The sequence below is a fragment of the Ralstonia psammae genome (genome assembly GCF_958405935.1).
GTDB lineage: Bacteria > Pseudomonadota > Gammaproteobacteria > Burkholderiales > Burkholderiaceae > Ralstonia > Ralstonia psammae.
Map to the genome: position 1 here is coordinate 421,097 of NZ_CATZBU010000003.1, position 14,435 is coordinate 435,531.

The window sequence follows — 14,435 nt, forward strand, 5'->3', positions numbered from 1 at the left end:
GGTCAGATGGCGCCTTCAGCGCGCAAGGCTTCAATTTGGTCGTGGCGGTAGCCGAGCTTGGCAAGCCAGTCGTCGGTATGGGCGGAGAGCAATGGCGCGGGGGTCTGCGGGCACGGGTCTTCGCCCGACAGGCGGAAACCCGCGCGCGTGACATGCTGCCCCGCTTCGGGGAAGGAGGTAACAAAGCTGCGGCCCGTCACTTGTTCGTGCGCCAGCACGCCAGGCACGTCGAGTACGAGCCCTGCGGGAACACCGGCATCGATCAGCAGCGGTTCCCATTCGGCAGCCGCGCGCGAAGCCAACGCAGCTTCCAGTGCGTCGTTGAGCTGCTGGCGATGTTCCTTGCGTGCGTGACGCTCGGCAAAGCGCGCATCGGTTGCCAGTTCCGGATGGCCGACCACGCGACACAGCGCCGCAAACTGCTTGTCTTCGTTGGCCGCAATGTTGATCAGTCCCTCGCCCGTGCGGAACGTGCCCGACGGCGCGGCGGTGAAGTTCTGGTTGCCCATGGGGCGCGGGCTCACGCCGGCATTCAGGTAGTTGGACACCACCCAGCCCATCGTGGCGAGCGTCGATTCCAGCATCGACACATCCACCATGCAGCCCTGACCGGTGCGTTGCGCGCCGAGCAGGCAGGCGGTGACGGCAAGCGCCGCCGTGATGCCGCCCACCGTATCGCTGATCGGGTAGCCAACGCGCAGCGGCGCGGATTCGTCATCCCCCGTGACGCTCATCACGCCCGAAATGCCCTGGATAATCTGATCGTATGCGGGTCTGCCGCTGAGCGGACCGTCCTTGCCAAAGCCCGAGATGGCGCAGTAGACCAGGCGCGGGTTGACCTCGCGCAGCACCTCGTAGCCGAGTTCCAGGCGGTCCATCACGCCGGGGCGGTAGTTTTCAATCAGCGCGTCGGCCTGCGCCACCAGCTTGAGCAGGATGGCCCGCCCTTCCGGGTGCTTCAGGTTGACGGTGACGGACTGCTTGCCCGCATTGACGGCGACGAACGAGGCACCCATCTTGCGGCGCGCCTGCTCCGGATCAGCGCCCAGACGGCGCGCGAGATCGCCATTGCCGGGCACCTCGACCTTGATGACTTCAGCGCCGAGCAAGCCCAACTGATAGCCGCAGAACGGCCCGGCCAGCACGTTCGACAAGTCGAGCACGCGCAAACCCGCGAGAGGCAAAGCCATGAAAACAACTCCTACAGCTAGGGTGGCTCCGCCCCTCGCCCGTTCAGGAGGTTGGGCGTCTTGGCGGAGCCTAGGGTTTTTGGATGAGCTGGGCGGCCAGACGCAGCGGCGCGGGATCGCCACCCAGCGTGGAAGTGATTTGCGCGGCGTGCTCGAGCACAGGCACGCGCCACGATTGCAGCAGCGCTCCATCGATGCGCGAAGCGGGGCCGGCAAGGCACAGCGCCCCGCGCAAGGCCTGCTGCGCACCAAACACCGGCACCGACAGGCCAACCGTTTCCCGATCGCGCTCGCCAATCGACACGTAGTAGTGATCGCGCCGGATCGCGTCGTACGTGGCGCCCTGCATGCCAGAGAACGCACACAGCACGCGCCCGCCCGACCCGCGCTCCAGCGGCAGCACATCGCCCTCGCGCACGTGATCGCGGATCGAATGGCTCGAATCCACCCGGTGCAGGCACACCCGCACATCGCGCTCGCGGATGTAGAGCGACACGGCCTCGCCCGTGGCCTCGGCCAGCGCGCGCATGTGCGGCAAGACCACGTCGCCCAGGCGCATGCTGCGCTGGTAGAGCGCACCGAGCATCAACGGCGCGGCACCGATCTGGTAGCGGCCATCTTCCAGGCGGAACAGCATGCGATGCTGGATGAGCGAGCCTGCCAGCCGCAGGATCGTGCTCTTGTAGAGCCCGGTGCGGGCGGCCAGTTCGGCCAGCGTGAGTGCGTAGTCGCCCGGGCGGAACGCAAACAGGATCGAGAACGCGCGGTCCAGCGCGGCCACGCCCGACTGCCCCGGCGTAGCGGCATCGCCCTCATTGGCGGCGGACGTGGTCTCGTTCTGGGTGGTTTGGCGCTCTGCGGTCATGGCGTGTTGGGCGAGACGGTTCACTTCACCGTCTTCAAGGCTTGGTCGACGAAGCGGTTAGTGTACGTTTTACTCAGGTCGATCTTGGCATTGCGGATCTTGTCGTCGTAGCTGGAGAGCACCGTCAGGGCCACCTTGGCATCGGCATCGGTCATCAGGCCGTCCTTGGAGAAGATCGGCTTGGAGTGGCGCAGCGCATCGACAAACACATCGCGGCCGCCCACGAGCTGCTCCTTGGGCATCTTGTCGGCAATGGCCTCGGGCGTGCTGGCATCGATCCACTTGAGCGTGCGGATGAAGGCGTTCACCAGGCGCTGGACGGTCTCGGGGTTCTTCGTCATGAAGTCGCGCGTGACATACAGCGTGGCCGTCGGGTAGCGGCCCCCGAACACGGCGTTGGAGCCGGCATCGGTGCGCGTGTCGACCAGCAACTTGGCTGCGCGGCGCTTTTCCAGCAGGCTCGCCACCGGATCGAAGTTGACCAGTGCGTCGATCTCCTTGCGATCCAGCGCCACCATGCCCGGTGCGCCCGACCCCACGGCGATATACGACATGTCGCTCACTTGCAGGCCATTGCGAATCGCGTAGTAGCGCGCAAACAAGTCGGTAGACGAACCCGGCGCGGTGATGCCGATCTTTTTGCCTTTCAGGTCTTTGCCGCTCTTGATGTCGAGGTCAGGCCGCACCGCCAGCACGATGCCGGGCGTGGTGTTGAGCAGCGCCACCGACACGATGTCCTTGCCTTGCGCCTGAATGTGGATGGTGTGGTCATAGAAGCCCACCACCGCATCGGTCGAGCCAGCAATCAGCGCCTGCAGCGCCTTGCTGCCGCCGGCCTGGAAGTTCTCCACCTTGACGTTGACCCCTTCCTTCTGGAAGTTGCCCAGCGACTGCGTGAGCGTTACCGGCATGTAGTTCAAGATCATCGAGCCGACCGACAGGCTCACGTCCTTCTTCTCCGGCTCAGCGGCGTTGGCTGCCGTACAGGCGGCCGCACACAACAGGACCGAAATCCATCGTTTCATGGTTGTCTCCATCGTCGTTATTCGGGGTCAGGCGCCGGCTTATGTGCCAACTTCGGGGTCAGCCTTCGGGCGCCACACCAGCAACTTGCCTTCGAGCGCATCCACGCTGCGGTCCAGCGCAATCACGAACGCCGACAGCACGACGATCCCCGAGAACACGCCGGTGGCATCGAACACGCCTTCGGCCTGCGCAATCAGGTGGCCCAGGCCTGCAGACGAACCGAGGTACTCGGCCACGATCGCGCCCATGACCGCCATGCCCACGGAAGCGCGCAGGCTGGAGAGGATCCAGCTCGTGGCGGACGGCACGTACACGTGGCGCAGCAGGCTGATGCGGCTGGCCTTGAGCAGGCGCGCGTTGGCCAGGATGACGGGGTTCACCTCGCGCACGCCCTGGTACGTATTGAAGAAGGTGATGAACAGCACCATCGTTGCACCCAGCGCCACCTTGGAGGTCAGCCCCAGCCCGAACCACATCACGAAGATGGGCGCGAGCAGGATGCGCGGGATCGCGTTGAAGACCTTGATGAACGGGTCCAGCACCTCGGCTGCGAGCTTGGACAAGCCGAGCCACAACCCCAGGCTGATGCCGAGCAACGTGCCAATGCCGAACGAGAGAATCGTCTCGGCCAGCGTGATGGCCAGGTGCGTGTAGATGTCGCCGGCGGCAAACCATTCCCAGATGCGCGCAACGATGGACGACGGCATCGAGAAATAGAACGGGTCGATAACGCCCGCGCGGCCAAGGCCCTCCCATGCGCCGAACATCAACACCACTACGGCCAGCTGGAACAGGCGGATCTTGGTCTTGTGCGCGAGACCGGCGCGCCGCGTGCCTACGGCGGGCATCGTATTAGTGCTGGACGGCATGGCTCTTCTCCACTTCGGTGCCGAGGATCGACCAGATCTCGCGATACAGGTGGATGAACGCGTCGGACATGTTGATTTCAGACACGTTGCGCGGGCGCGGCAGCGTGATTTCCACATCGCCAACCGGGCGGCTGGCAGGCCCTGCCGACATCACCACCACGCGGTCGGCCAGGGCAATGGCCTCTTCCAGGTCATGCGTGATGAACAACAGCGATTTGCGGTCTTCCTGCCAGAGGCGCAGCAGCTCGCTCTGCATGAGGTGGCGCGTATGCACATCCAGCGCCGAAAACGGCTCGTCCATCAGCACGATCTTGGGCGAGAGGATCAGCGTCTGCGCCATGCTGATGCGCTTCTTCTGCCCGCCGGAGAGCTGATGCGGATAGCGCGCCTCGAAGCCGGCCAGGCCTACCTTCTTCATCCACGGACGGGCCCGCTCGCGGGCCTCTTCCACCTGCACGCCCTGGAACACCAAACCCAGCGCGACGTTGTCGAGCGCCGTCTTCCAGGGCAGCAGCGAGTCCTGCTGCATCATGAAACCCGCATCCCCGTTAAGCCCCGTCAACGGCTCGCCAAACACAGTGACGGTGCCGCCGGCCGGCTTCAGCAGCCCGGTCACGGCGTTGAGCAACGTGCTTTTGCCACAACCCGTTGGGCCCACCACGGCCACGAACTCGCCTTCACCGATCGACAGGTCAACGCCCTGCACCGCCGTGAAGCTGCCGAACCGCACCGAGACCTGATTGAGCTGAACCGCCGGCAACCCGGCGTGAAGTCGGCCGCCGGCGACCTGAGGGGAAGAAAGCATTGACGTCTCCTTGAACGCACCTGGTTCGATGCATTCTGTTTGATAGAACTATATTCTATTTTATAAGGCGACATCTCGAATGATAACGGGCGTAAACCCTGAAACCTCTGGAAAAGAGAGCGTTTCCGCGCATAATTGCCCTCCTCAGGCCAAATTTTGTTCTTTCTAAAGGAATTTTATTCTTTCTGATAGAACTCAAAAGATATCGGTCCGCAACGATTGTTGCGGCCGAACGCTAAAGTTTTCCGCCCGCCATCCGATGAAGGGCGTACTGATCAGCGAGATGGCCATGCAACTTTCCTCCCCTTCCGTTTCTACTGCGACCGCCGGCGCATCGGGCAGCGGGAGCAGCTCAGCCAGTGACATCGAGCGCCTGCAGCGCCAGCTCAAGAACCTGCAGAAGTCGATGCAGGATCTCCCCGCCCAGAACCTGCCGCCCGATCAAGCCCGCGAGCAGGCACAGTTGCTCAGCCAGCAGATCCAGATCGTGCAGGCGCAGATCGCGCGCCTTCAGGCGCAGAACGGCCTGGAGCAAGCGCAAACACGGCTGGAGAACCGCCACAACGCGTCCAAGAGTGCAGCGGCCACCAGCACCACCGATGCGACAACCAAGGCGCGTACGACAGACAAGGTCACGGGCTCGTCCACGTTGAGCGACGCCCGGCTGCAAGCCCGCCACGCAACGCAGGCGCAATCGGCGCAATCGGCGCAATCGACCCACCCGGCCAGCGCTGAAGCCATCACGCCGGCGGAGCCCCCTCTGGTTTCCGTCAGGGCCTGACCGGCGGCAACGCGGCGGCGGCCGTTTCTTGATGGCGTCCACCGCCGATGCCGGACCAACGCCCTCATCACCCCCTCCCATCGAGGGGACGCCAGCTTGCGGTGCCGACAGCGACAATCGCCGCGCCGCCATTCCGTGCGCGGCATCGAGAACACGCATGACCTCCGCCGCCAGCGACGCCCTGCCCCCGACTGTCCCGCCCGATCCGCATCGGAAGCGCGCGCCATCGCGCAATTTCTTTGCACGGCACTGGCGCGGCGACTACAGCCTCGCCCGCTCCTACTGGCTGCACACGGCGCTGATGCAATTTGGCGTGGTGGCGCTCAGCGCCGGGGTCACGCATGCGCTGGCGCATAACGCTCCGGCGCGCGCGGCATCCTCGGCGTTGCTCGTTATTTATGTGCTGGGATTGGCGCTGTGGATCTGGGCGGTGGTGGGCACCTGGCGCTCGGCCGATCGCGAGCAAGCGCGCAACCGGCTCGCCGGCATGTCGAACCCGTGGCCGCTGATTGCCAAGGTGATGATCGTGCTGGGCGCCGTGGGCACAAGCTCGCGCGTCATCAACGACGGGCCGCGCCTGGGCGCACATCTGCGCACCGCACTCGGTGAGCAGGCGGCGTCCCCATTTGCGGTAATGCCGCAACGCGATGGGCGCGCCATCCTCTTCAATGGCGGCATCAACGATGGCGCCGCCGATGCACTGGAAGCCGCGCTGCGCAAGGCGCCGAATGCCACGGCCGTCGTGCTGCGCTCCGAAGGCGGCTGGCTGCGCGAAGGGACGCTGGTGGCAGACGTCATCCGCCGCCATCAGTTGCGCACGTACGTCGAGCGGACCTGCGCCTCAGCCTGCACGATCGCCTTCCTCGCGGGCGTTGACCGCGCTGCAGCCCCAGGCGCGCGCATCGGGTTCCACCGCCCCCGCGCGGTTGGCGCCGATCACGATCAGACTCCCGGCGCCACCGACAGCGAACTCTGGCGTGCGTATTCAGACGCAGGCCTGCCCGATGCCTTCGTGCGCCGCGTGCAGGACACACCGTTCGACCAGATGTGGTTCCCCACCGCGCAGGAACTGCTGGCCGACCACGTCGTCACGCGGACATCGCCCGGCGGCGAATACGCGACCATGGCCACGCAGTTGAATACCCGCGAAGCCCTGGCCGCAGAACTGCGCAGCGCCCCGCTGTATGCAACGCTGGAGCGCAAGTACCCCGCCCACTTCAGCCGCTTGATCGACACGCTGTGGCCGGAGCTGCAGCGCAACGTGACCGATGCGCAGGCGGTAACGCTGCTGCGCGAGCAGACGGGCAAGCTGTATCGCGCGCTGATTCCGACTGCGCCCAACGCGCTGCTCTTTGCCAACGCGCAACTCACGCTTGAACAGGCGCAGGCCCTGCAGCGCGTGAGCCCGGAGGCCTGCGTGGCTTATCTGGATGGCACATCCGGGGCAAGCGCCGCGGCCGCGCGATTGCCGCGCACGCTGGTGACCCGCGAGCAGGCCTTGTTTTCAGACCTGATGCAGGCGGCCGACCCGGACCACGCGCCGGTTGTCACGCGTGCGCAAACCCTGCCGGTGCTGCGACTGGCCGTGGCCGCGCTTCCGCTGAATGAACAGCGCGTGCTGACCCTCCCCGCGCTGCGCCACACCGCCCCGCCGGCCGAACGCTGCCAGGCGCTGATCGGCTTCTCCCGTTCCATCCTGGCCCTGCCGGAAGCCGAACGCGCGCTGGCGCTGCGCGGCATGTATGCCGATACATCCGCGCCCGATGCGTCATAAGACGCGTTAGGCCGAACGCAACGCGGCCAGCGACGCGCGCTGGCCCCCGGTTTCATCAAAGTTGTCCGGAGACAGCCATTGCTCGAACGTGGCCCGCAACTGCGGCCAATCGGCATCGATGATGGAGAACCACGCGGTATCGCGGCTGCGGCCTTTGTAGACCACCGCTTGGCGGAAGATGCCCTCGAACTGAAAACCCAGCCGCTGCGCGGTCTGGCGCGATGGCGCGTTCAGGCTGTCGCACTTCCACTCGTAGCGGCGATAGCCAAGATCCTCAAAGACGTGCTTCATCAGCAGGAACTGCGCTTCGGTCGATGCCGGCGTCCGCTGCAGCAGCGGCGAGAACGTCACCGCCCCCACTTCCACCACGCCGTGGTCGGGCGTGATGCGCATCAGCGCCAGGGTGCCGACCGGGCGATCGGTGCGTGCGTCGATCACTGCGTACTGCAGCGGATCGCGCTTCGCCGCAATGCGCGCGATATAAGCACGGTGTGCCGTGATATCGGCAAACGGGCCTTCCACCATGTACGTCCAGACGCGGTCGTCCTGCGCGTGGCTGAACGCTTCGAACAGCGCGTCGGCGTGGCGGGCAGCGTCAAGCGGCTCCAGCCTGCAGTAGCGGCCGGCGAGCGGCGTGTGCGGCGGCAACGGCCGGGCCGTCCAGCCGGGCAGCGGCGTGCCAATGGGTTGCTGATAGGGGTTGAGCGTGGTCATGCGTGAAACCTGGATCAGGAACAACAAGGAACCTTCACCCTACCGAACTTCCTGGCTCCATGAAAAGAGCCACGGAAAGTCATTCCGATAGAGCCACCCCAACACCCCACGCCCGGATTAATCCGTTCGATGCCCCGCCAGACGCCGGTGGCGCATGGGCATGCAAATCGATATGTTGAGGGCGGGGGAGAACGGCGCCACGAATAGGCGCGGGCACAGGCATAGGCGTTGCTGTGCAGGGGTATGCACGCGCCCACGGAATCGTCCGCCATCTTTTCTGCCAGGAGCCCGCGAGTGGCGCCGTTCATTACAGAGGGGTATCGCTGCTGGAGCCGCTGCGCCCAATACGCCCGATACGCCCAATACGCATGCGCGGCCGCCTGGATTGCCCTTGCCGGCATGGCGCCTTGGAGCCCGACCTGGGCGGCGCCCAAGTTCGCCTATCCCGTCACGATGCGCATCGACGCCGGTGCGAGCGTTGCCTTGCCGCGCACGTGGGGCCCATCACGGCTGACCAGCGAAACGCCCATTCCCTCTGTTGCGGCGACCATCAACTCCCCGTTCGGTCCGTCACGGCTGGTGTTTGCGCAGCAGACCGTGGCTCCGGAGAGCTTCGCGCTGGTCACGGTACGTAAATCCGATTTCGACAAAGGCACGCCCAATTACCTGGAAGCCCTGCGCCCGCGCGATCTGGCGATCCTGCTCAACCACATGGAATCGCGCGTGCATGGCGATCGCCCCGCCTGGGCCGTCCGTCTCGTGCGCGGCAAGGCCCCAACGCAAAAGATGCTTGCCGGGCGCCGACTGATCTACTGGGAAGGCGAATGGAACACGTCTACCGCGCGGACTGTCGTCGTTCGCGGGTATGCCTTCTTTGGTAACGGCGCGGTTTACCTGCTGCGCGTATTCGGCACCGCGGGGCGCAGTGCCCCGGGAGAATTTGCCGAAGAAGCCCGCTTTGCCGACCTGGTAGCCGCCACCTTCCGCACGAAGTAGCCGCCGAGCCTTCGCCGCGGTTGTTGCAATGCAGCAACACGTGCAGCCCACGCACCAGCCCCGGCGCTCAAGCGCAGGCCAGTCCACGCAAGGGCTGAAATCTGTTGTTACTCTTGGAACAGTCTGTTCACCCACCGCTGTATTGTTCTTCCGCATTGCAACACCTACACTTCGTGACAGTTGTTTAGACATCGATTGCCTGAACAAGCAAAGCAAGTGTTGTAAGGAGAACAATGATGAAATGGTTGGATATTGGCGCCGTCATGGCCGCCTGGATTGCGAGCTGCGTAGCAGCAGGTTGGCTCATCAGCGCCGCCGCCTTCCTGGCTTAACGCCCTCCCATGCCCTAAAAGGCAAAACGGCCGAGCGGGAACCCCTTCCCCGCCCGGCCATGAACACCCCGAACGATCGATTCGTCAGGCTGGTTTCTGACCCGCCCACTGAACGAATCGGTCGACAAACCCCTGCAAGAACTGGCGCGTACGCGCATCCGTCACCCCGCCCTGGGCATCAAAGGGCTCCCCCGCAAAGTGGAAGAACACCTCCGGTAACGGCAAAACCTTCACGCCGACCGCCGCGAGCACATTGCGCAATTGCGCCTGCGCCAGTGCCGTGCCGATTGCACCCGGCGACGCGCCCGCAATGCCTGCTGGCTTGCCGCCCCACACGCTCTGGCCGTACGGCCGCGAGCCCCAGTCAATCGCATTCTTCAGCACGCCCGGTATGCCGCGGTTGTATTCCGGCGTGACGAACAGGATGGCATCCACGCCCGCCACCGCGGCCTTAAAGCGCTGCACGGGCTCGGGCAGGTCGGCATCCAGATCCTGGTTGTAAAGCGGCAGCTCGCCAATCTCGATGAACTGCGCCGTCGCGCCCGATGGCAGCAAGCCCGCCAGCGCCTGCGCCAACTGGCGGTTGAACGACGCCTTGCGCAGGCTGCCGACGATCACGCCGATAGTCAGATTGCTCATGAACACTCCTTGGGTGCCAAACAGTTCAGGACGGCCCTGAGGCTCACTCCGCCGTCGCGGGCTCTGGGGCCACCTCGCGCTTGAGACGGTTGATCAGGGCAAACATCAGCGGGTTCAGCAGAATCGACAAAATCGCTGCCGACAACAGCAGCCCACGCGCACGGTCGGGCAGGATTTCCAGGCTGATCCCCAACCCGATCAGGATGAACGAAAACTCGCCGATCTGCGCGAGGCTCGCGGAAATCGTGAGCGCCGTGCGGTTGCCGTGACCAAACGCGCGCACCACCGCAAACGCCGCCAGCGACTTGCCCACCACCACGATCAGCACCGTCCCCAGCACCGCCCAGGGGTCTTCAATCAGCACGCTCGGGTCGAACAGCATGCCCACCGATACAAAGAACAGCACCGCAAATGCATCGCGCAGCGGCAGCGATTCTTCGGCCGCGCGCTGGCTGAATTCGGACTCGGCCAGCACCATGCCCGCAAAGAACGCGCCCAGCGCGAACGACACGCCAAACAGCACCGTCGCGCCATAAGCGACGCCCAGCGCCGTTGCCAGCACGCCCAGGCGGAACAGCTCACGGCTGCCCGTCATGACAATGCGCTCGAGCATCCACGGGATCACGCGGCGGCCCACCACCAGCATCAGCGCGGCAAACGCCACCACCTTCGAGAGCGTGACGGCCAGCACCTTGACGATGTCCCACGTGCTGACCGCCGTGCTGCCGGCGCCGCCCAGCGCACCGGCCAAGGCCGGCAGCAGCACCAGCGTCACCACCATCACGAGGTCTTCCACGATCAGCCAGCCCACGGCGATATGCCCTTCGTGCGAGTTGTCGATGCCGCGATCTTCCAGCGCCTTGAGCAGCACCACCGTGCTCGCCACCGAGAGCGCCAGCCCGAACACCAGCCCCGGGCCCCAATCCCACCCGAGCAGCCACGCCAGGCCCATGCCCATGAGCGTGGCCAGCGCAATCTGACCGATTGCACCCGGAATGGCGATGGCCTTGACCGCCAGCAACTCCTTCATCGAGAAGTGCAGCCCCACGCCGAACATCAGGAGGATCACGCCCAGCTCGGCCAGTTGCGGCGCGAGGCTTTGATCGGCCACGAAACCGGGCGTGAATGGCCCGGCCACCACGCCCGCCACCAGATAGCCCACCAGCGGCGGCAGCCGCAGGCGCTGCGCGATGGTGCCAAAGATGAAGGCCAGCACGAGGCCACCGATGATGGTGGAGATGAGCGGGGTGTCGACGTGCATGCGGTCCTGGAAAGGGGCTGGTTCAAGGATGGGATGGCGGAACAGAAAAGGAAACGGGGCCGGGCCGGCCCTTGTGCGACAACTGCGGCGCGGATTTGTTCACGTTGCGTCACAACTATAAGGATTGCCCTTTGCGAAACCTTACGAAGCAAATGTCATGCAGAAGACATCGCGCCAGAAACACCGCTCCTACACTGCGCCGCAGATCCCCTCCCCAAGGGCGGCCCCAAGGAGACAACACATGCGCTACGCCAACAAAGTCCTTTCCGTGGACGAGGCCATCTCCCACGTTCGCAGCGGCAGCCGCCTGATGCTGGGCGAATTCGTCGGCGCCGGCGAGCCGGCCTGCTGCATCGAGGCGCTGCTCGCCAGCGGCATCGGGCAACTCACGCTCATCACCAACACGCCGGGGCTGCGCGGCGGCTTTCTCAAAGCCAGGCTATTCGCCTCCGGCCAACTGGCCGAGTTCATTGGCACGCACGTCGGCACGACGGATGAATCGACGCAGGCTTACCTGACCGACTCCGTACACGTGGCCGAGTTCTTTCCGATGGGTACCTGGGCCGAGAAAGTGCGCGCGGGTGCGCTGGGCTTGGGCGGTGCGCTCGTGCCGGTGGGCGTTGGCATCCTCGACCAGCCCGGGATGTTTCCCAAGCGCGGTGCGCCCAAGCCGACGATCACCGTGGACGGCATGACCTGCTTCGTCGAGCCGCCCCTGCGCGCCGACGTGTCGATCATCAAAGGCTGGCGCGCCGATACCTTCGGCAATGTGGAGTTTCGCGGCACGGCGCTGCAGAACCAGCGCGACATCGCCATGGCGGCCGACTACACCATCGTCGAGGTGAACGAGATCGTGGAAGTGGGCACGATCCCGCCCGAGCGCGTGGGCTGCCCGGGCGTGTTCGTCAATGCGGTGGTGCAAGGGCTGTCATTGGACGACCAGCACGCACTCTACAAGCACCACTGGACCAAGCTCGGCCGCCTGCCCGCTGCCGCCGAAGCCTGATCGTCCATCACCACCAGGAGACCGCCCCATGCATGCCCTGCCCGAAACGCCCAAGCAACGCATTGCCGCCCGCTGCGCGCAAGAACTGCGCGCCGGCGAAGTCGTCAACCTTGGCCTGGGTATCCCCACGCTCACGGCCAACTACCTGGACGCCGAGGCGGGCGTCATCTTCCACACCGAGAACGGCGCCTTCGGCTTTGGCGGACGCCCCCCGCTGGACGCCATCGACAGCGACTTTACCAACGCCGGCTGCGAGCCCATCACCCTGATGCCCGGCGCGGCGCTCATGGACCTCGCCACGTCCCTGGGCGCCATGCGCAACGGCTATATCGACGTGACCATCCTCGGTGCGCTGCAAGTGGATGCGCAGGGCAACCTTGCCAACTGGGCATGCGAGCGCAACGGCAAGTGGTGGCCAGGCATCGGCGGGGCGATGGACCTCTGCTACGGCACGCGCAAGGTGATTGCCGCGCTGGCGCACACCGACAAGTACGGCAACTCCAAGATCCTGCCGCGCTGCACGCTGCCGCTCACGGGCCAGGGCTGCGTGAAGGTCATCGTCACCGAGCACGCCGTGTTTGACGTGACCGACACGGGGCTCGTGCTGCGTGAAATCCTCTCGCATGCGACACTCGACGACATTCGCGCCATGACGGCAGCGCCCTTTACGCTGGCGCCGCTGCTGCAGATGCGTGCCGCTTGAAACCCCAGGAACGTTCATGCCCATCACTGTCGACTGGTTCTTCGATGTCATCTCGCCGTTTGCCTACCTGCAACTGGAACAGTTCGATGCACTGCAGAAGGCCAACGACATCGTCATCCGCCCGCGTCCGCTGGTGCTGGGCGCGCTGTTGAACCACTGGGGCCAGAAAGGCCCGGCCGAGATCAGCACCAAGCGCGTATTCACGTACCGGCACGCGCTGTTTCGCGCGCAGCAGCTCGGCATCCCCTTTCGCATGCCGCCCGCGCACCCCTTCAACCCGATCAAGGCGCTGCGGTTGACAATTGCAATGGGTGGCTCGCTCGACGCCGTGCGTGCGGTCTTCCGGCATATCTGGCGCGACGGCAACGATGTGGCATCGCCCGAGGGTTTTGCCGCCCTGTGCGAGGCGGTGGGCTTTGCGCAAGGCGCAACGGCTGTCGACCAGCCCGCCGTGAAAGACGCCCTGCGTGCCCACACCGATGCGGCCATCGCGCTGGGCGTGTTTGGGGTACCCACGCTCGTGCACAACGGCGAGCTGTTCTGGGGTGAGGACGCCACCGGCATGTTTCTGCAAAGCCTGCGCTCCGGCTGGCTCTCCACCCCCGAAGCGCAGCGCGTGAGCACCTTGCCGGTGGGCGTCCAGCGTGGCTGAACACGACACAAACTCGCGTCCCGGCATCACCCGCGCACGCCTGGCGCATATCGCAGCGTGGTCGATCGATTTGCCTGCGGATGAAGCCGACCGCGCCTGCGCCGGCATCGTTGAAAAAACCTATGCGCGCGGCGCCTGCATCTGCCCGAAGAACACGTTGCTGGAAAGCTGGACGGGCGTTGTCACGGGCCTCATCAAAATCGGCACGGTATCGCCCGAGGGGCGTAGCGTCACGTTTACGGGCGTGCCCGCCGGCGGCTGGTTTGGCGAAGGCACGGTGCTCAAGAACGAGCCGCGCCGCTACGACATCGTTGCGCTGCGCGACACGCGCATGGCCTTCATGGACCGCGCCACCTTCATGTGGCTGGTGGACAACAGCGTCGCGTTCAACCGCTTTCTGGTGAAGCAGCTCAACGAGCGGCTCGGGCACTTCATGGCGCTGCTGGAATACGACCGGCTGCTTGATGTCACGCCGCGCCTGGCGCGTTGCATTGCGTCGCTGTTCAACCCCGTGCTCTACCCCGGCGCGGGCGACCACCTGGAGATCACGCAGGAAGAACTCGGCCTGCTCTCCGGCATGACGCGGCAGGTTGCCAACCAATCGCTCAAAGCCTTGGAAAAGGATGGCGTGGTGCGGTTGGAATACGGCGGCGTGACGGTCGTCGACCTCGAGCGGTTGCGCAGCTACGGCGCCTGACGGGCCCACCATTATTAACGAATCTTCATCCGGCGCAGCGGGCCGCACCCGCTAGAATCGCGGCACAACAAGACAAGATCGTTACGCTGCGGCATGCGCCCCGCGCCGCCGCAGCCGAAAAAGGG

The 14,435-nt window shown here is 65.2% G+C and carries 15 protein-coding genes; 7 read left to right on the forward strand and 8 right to left on the reverse strand.

What is annotated here, in order from left to right; all coding sequences use genetic code 11:
• Positions 1-2 precede the first annotated feature (2 nt).
• The 5 genes from R2N16_RS08660 to R2N16_RS08680 form a co-directional block, all read right to left on the reverse strand.
• Entirely contained in the window at positions 3-1,190 is a 1,188-nt protein-coding gene (locus tag R2N16_RS08660) for a CaiB/BaiF CoA transferase family protein (protein ID WP_316665218.1), read from the reverse strand.
• Between the two features lie 70 nt (positions 1,191-1,260).
• Positions 1,261-2,055 (reverse strand): IclR family transcriptional regulator, encoded by a 795-nt coding sequence (locus R2N16_RS08665; protein ID WP_316665415.1) that lies wholly within the window; start codon positions 2,053-2,055, stop codon positions 1,261-1,263.
• Positions 2,056-2,075: 20 nt separating this feature from the next.
• Entirely contained in the window at positions 2,076-3,080 is a 1,005-nt protein-coding gene (locus R2N16_RS08670; protein WP_316665219.1) for an ABC transporter substrate-binding protein, read from the reverse strand.
• A 39-nt stretch (positions 3,081-3,119) separates the two neighbouring features.
• Positions 3,120-3,950 (reverse strand): ABC transporter permease, encoded by an 831-nt coding sequence (locus tag R2N16_RS08675; RefSeq protein WP_316665220.1) that lies wholly within the window; start codon positions 3,948-3,950, stop codon positions 3,120-3,122.
• Complete coding sequence (locus R2N16_RS08680) at positions 3,934-4,755, reverse strand: ABC transporter ATP-binding protein (protein ID WP_316665221.1); 822 nt, start codon at positions 4,753-4,755, stop codon at positions 3,934-3,936. The genes R2N16_RS08675 and R2N16_RS08680 overlap by 17 nt, the downstream gene beginning before the upstream one ends.
• Before the next feature lie 259 nt (positions 4,756-5,014).
• Here R2N16_RS08680 and R2N16_RS08685 point away from each other — a divergent pair, with 259 nt between their 5' ends.
• Positions 5,015-5,536: a FlxA-like family protein gene (locus R2N16_RS08685; RefSeq protein ID WP_316665222.1), complete on the forward strand. Its 522-nt coding sequence runs from the start codon at positions 5,015-5,017 to the stop codon at positions 5,534-5,536.
• Between the two features lie 157 nt (positions 5,537-5,693).
• Positions 5,694-7,310, forward strand: a complete 1,617-nt coding sequence (locus tag R2N16_RS08690) for a COG3904 family protein (protein ID WP_316665223.1) — start codon at positions 5,694-5,696, stop codon at positions 7,308-7,310.
• 6 nt (positions 7,311-7,316) lie between these two features.
• Here R2N16_RS08690 and R2N16_RS08695 read toward each other — a convergent pair whose 3' ends face one another.
• Positions 7,317-8,024: a GNAT family N-acetyltransferase gene (locus tag R2N16_RS08695; RefSeq protein ID WP_316665224.1), complete on the reverse strand. Its 708-nt coding sequence runs from the start codon at positions 8,022-8,024 to the stop codon at positions 7,317-7,319.
• Positions 8,025-8,318: 294 nt separating this feature from the next.
• On the opposite strand from R2N16_RS08695, the gene R2N16_RS08700 reads away from it, so the two are divergent.
• Positions 8,319-9,020, forward strand: a complete 702-nt coding sequence (locus tag R2N16_RS08700; RefSeq protein ID WP_316665225.1) for a hypothetical protein — start codon at positions 8,319-8,321, stop codon at positions 9,018-9,020.
• Between the two features lie 416 nt (positions 9,021-9,436).
• On the opposite strand, the gene R2N16_RS08705 is transcribed toward R2N16_RS08700, so the two are convergent.
• Positions 9,437-9,991: an NADPH-dependent FMN reductase gene (locus R2N16_RS08705; RefSeq protein ID WP_316665226.1), complete on the reverse strand. Its 555-nt coding sequence runs from the start codon at positions 9,989-9,991 to the stop codon at positions 9,437-9,439.
• Positions 9,992-10,034: 43 nt separating this feature from the next.
• Complete coding sequence (locus R2N16_RS08710) at positions 10,035-11,252, reverse strand: cation:proton antiporter domain-containing protein (RefSeq protein WP_316665227.1); 1,218 nt, start codon at positions 11,250-11,252, stop codon at positions 10,035-10,037.
• Between the two features lie 241 nt (positions 11,253-11,493).
• Here R2N16_RS08710 and R2N16_RS08715 point away from each other — a divergent pair, with 241 nt between their 5' ends.
• Genes R2N16_RS08715 through R2N16_RS08730 form a run of 4 tightly spaced genes read left to right on the forward strand, consistent with a single transcriptional unit; the run spans position 11,494 to position 14,310 of the window.
• Complete coding sequence (locus R2N16_RS08715) at positions 11,494-12,258, forward strand: CoA transferase subunit A (RefSeq protein WP_316665228.1); 765 nt, start codon at positions 11,494-11,496, stop codon at positions 12,256-12,258.
• A 28-nt stretch (positions 12,259-12,286) separates the two neighbouring features.
• Positions 12,287-12,961, forward strand: coding sequence for a 3-oxoacid CoA-transferase subunit B (locus R2N16_RS08720; protein WP_316665229.1), 675 nt, complete (start codon positions 12,287-12,289; stop codon positions 12,959-12,961).
• Between the two features lie 16 nt (positions 12,962-12,977).
• The gene (locus R2N16_RS08725; protein ID WP_316665230.1) at positions 12,978-13,613 is read left to right on the forward strand and encodes a 2-hydroxychromene-2-carboxylate isomerase; all 636 of its coding nucleotides are present in this window, start codon (positions 12,978-12,980) and stop codon (positions 13,611-13,613) included.
• A complete protein-coding gene (locus R2N16_RS08730) occupies positions 13,606-14,310 on the forward strand; it encodes a Crp/Fnr family transcriptional regulator (protein WP_316665231.1) in 705 nt (234 codons plus the stop codon). The genes R2N16_RS08725 and R2N16_RS08730 overlap by 8 nt, the downstream gene beginning before the upstream one ends.
• Positions 14,311-14,435: the final 125 nt, after the last annotated feature.

Coding starts and splice junctions, on each gene's coding strand:
- R2N16_RS08685 (WP_316665222.1), top strand. CDS start 5,015: ATGAAGGGCGTACTGATCAGCGAGATGGCCATGCAACTTTCCTCCCCT.
- R2N16_RS08710 (WP_316665227.1), bottom strand. CDS start 11,252: ATGCACGTCGACACCCCGCTCATCTCCACCATCATCGGTGGCCTCGTG.
- R2N16_RS08705 (WP_316665226.1), bottom strand. CDS start 9,991: ATGAGCAATCTGACTATCGGCGTGATCGTCGGCAGCCTGCGCAAGGCG.
- R2N16_RS08660 (WP_316665218.1), bottom strand. CDS start 1,190: ATGGCTTTGCCTCTCGCGGGTTTGCGCGTGCTCGACTTGTCGAACGTG.
- R2N16_RS08680 (WP_316665221.1), bottom strand. CDS start 4,755: ATGCTTTCTTCCCCTCAGGTCGCCGGCGGCCGACTTCACGCCGGGTTG.
- R2N16_RS08670 (WP_316665219.1), bottom strand. CDS start 3,080: ATGAAACGATGGATTTCGGTCCTGTTGTGTGCGGCCGCCTGTACGGCA.
- R2N16_RS08715 (WP_316665228.1), top strand. CDS start 11,494: ATGCGCTACGCCAACAAAGTCCTTTCCGTGGACGAGGCCATCTCCCAC.
- R2N16_RS08720 (WP_316665229.1), top strand. CDS start 12,287: ATGCATGCCCTGCCCGAAACGCCCAAGCAACGCATTGCCGCCCGCTGC.
- R2N16_RS08725 (WP_316665230.1), top strand. CDS start 12,978: ATGCCCATCACTGTCGACTGGTTCTTCGATGTCATCTCGCCGTTTGCC.
- R2N16_RS08665 (WP_316665415.1), bottom strand. CDS start 2,055: ATGACCGCAGAGCGCCAAACCACCCAGAACGAGACCACGTCCGCCGCC.
- R2N16_RS08675 (WP_316665220.1), bottom strand. CDS start 3,950: ATGCCGTCCAGCACTAATACGATGCCCGCCGTAGGCACGCGGCGCGCC.
- R2N16_RS08690 (WP_316665223.1), top strand. CDS start 5,694: ATGACCTCCGCCGCCAGCGACGCCCTGCCCCCGACTGTCCCGCCCGAT.
- R2N16_RS08695 (WP_316665224.1), bottom strand. CDS start 8,024: ATGACCACGCTCAACCCCTATCAGCAACCCATTGGCACGCCGCTGCCC.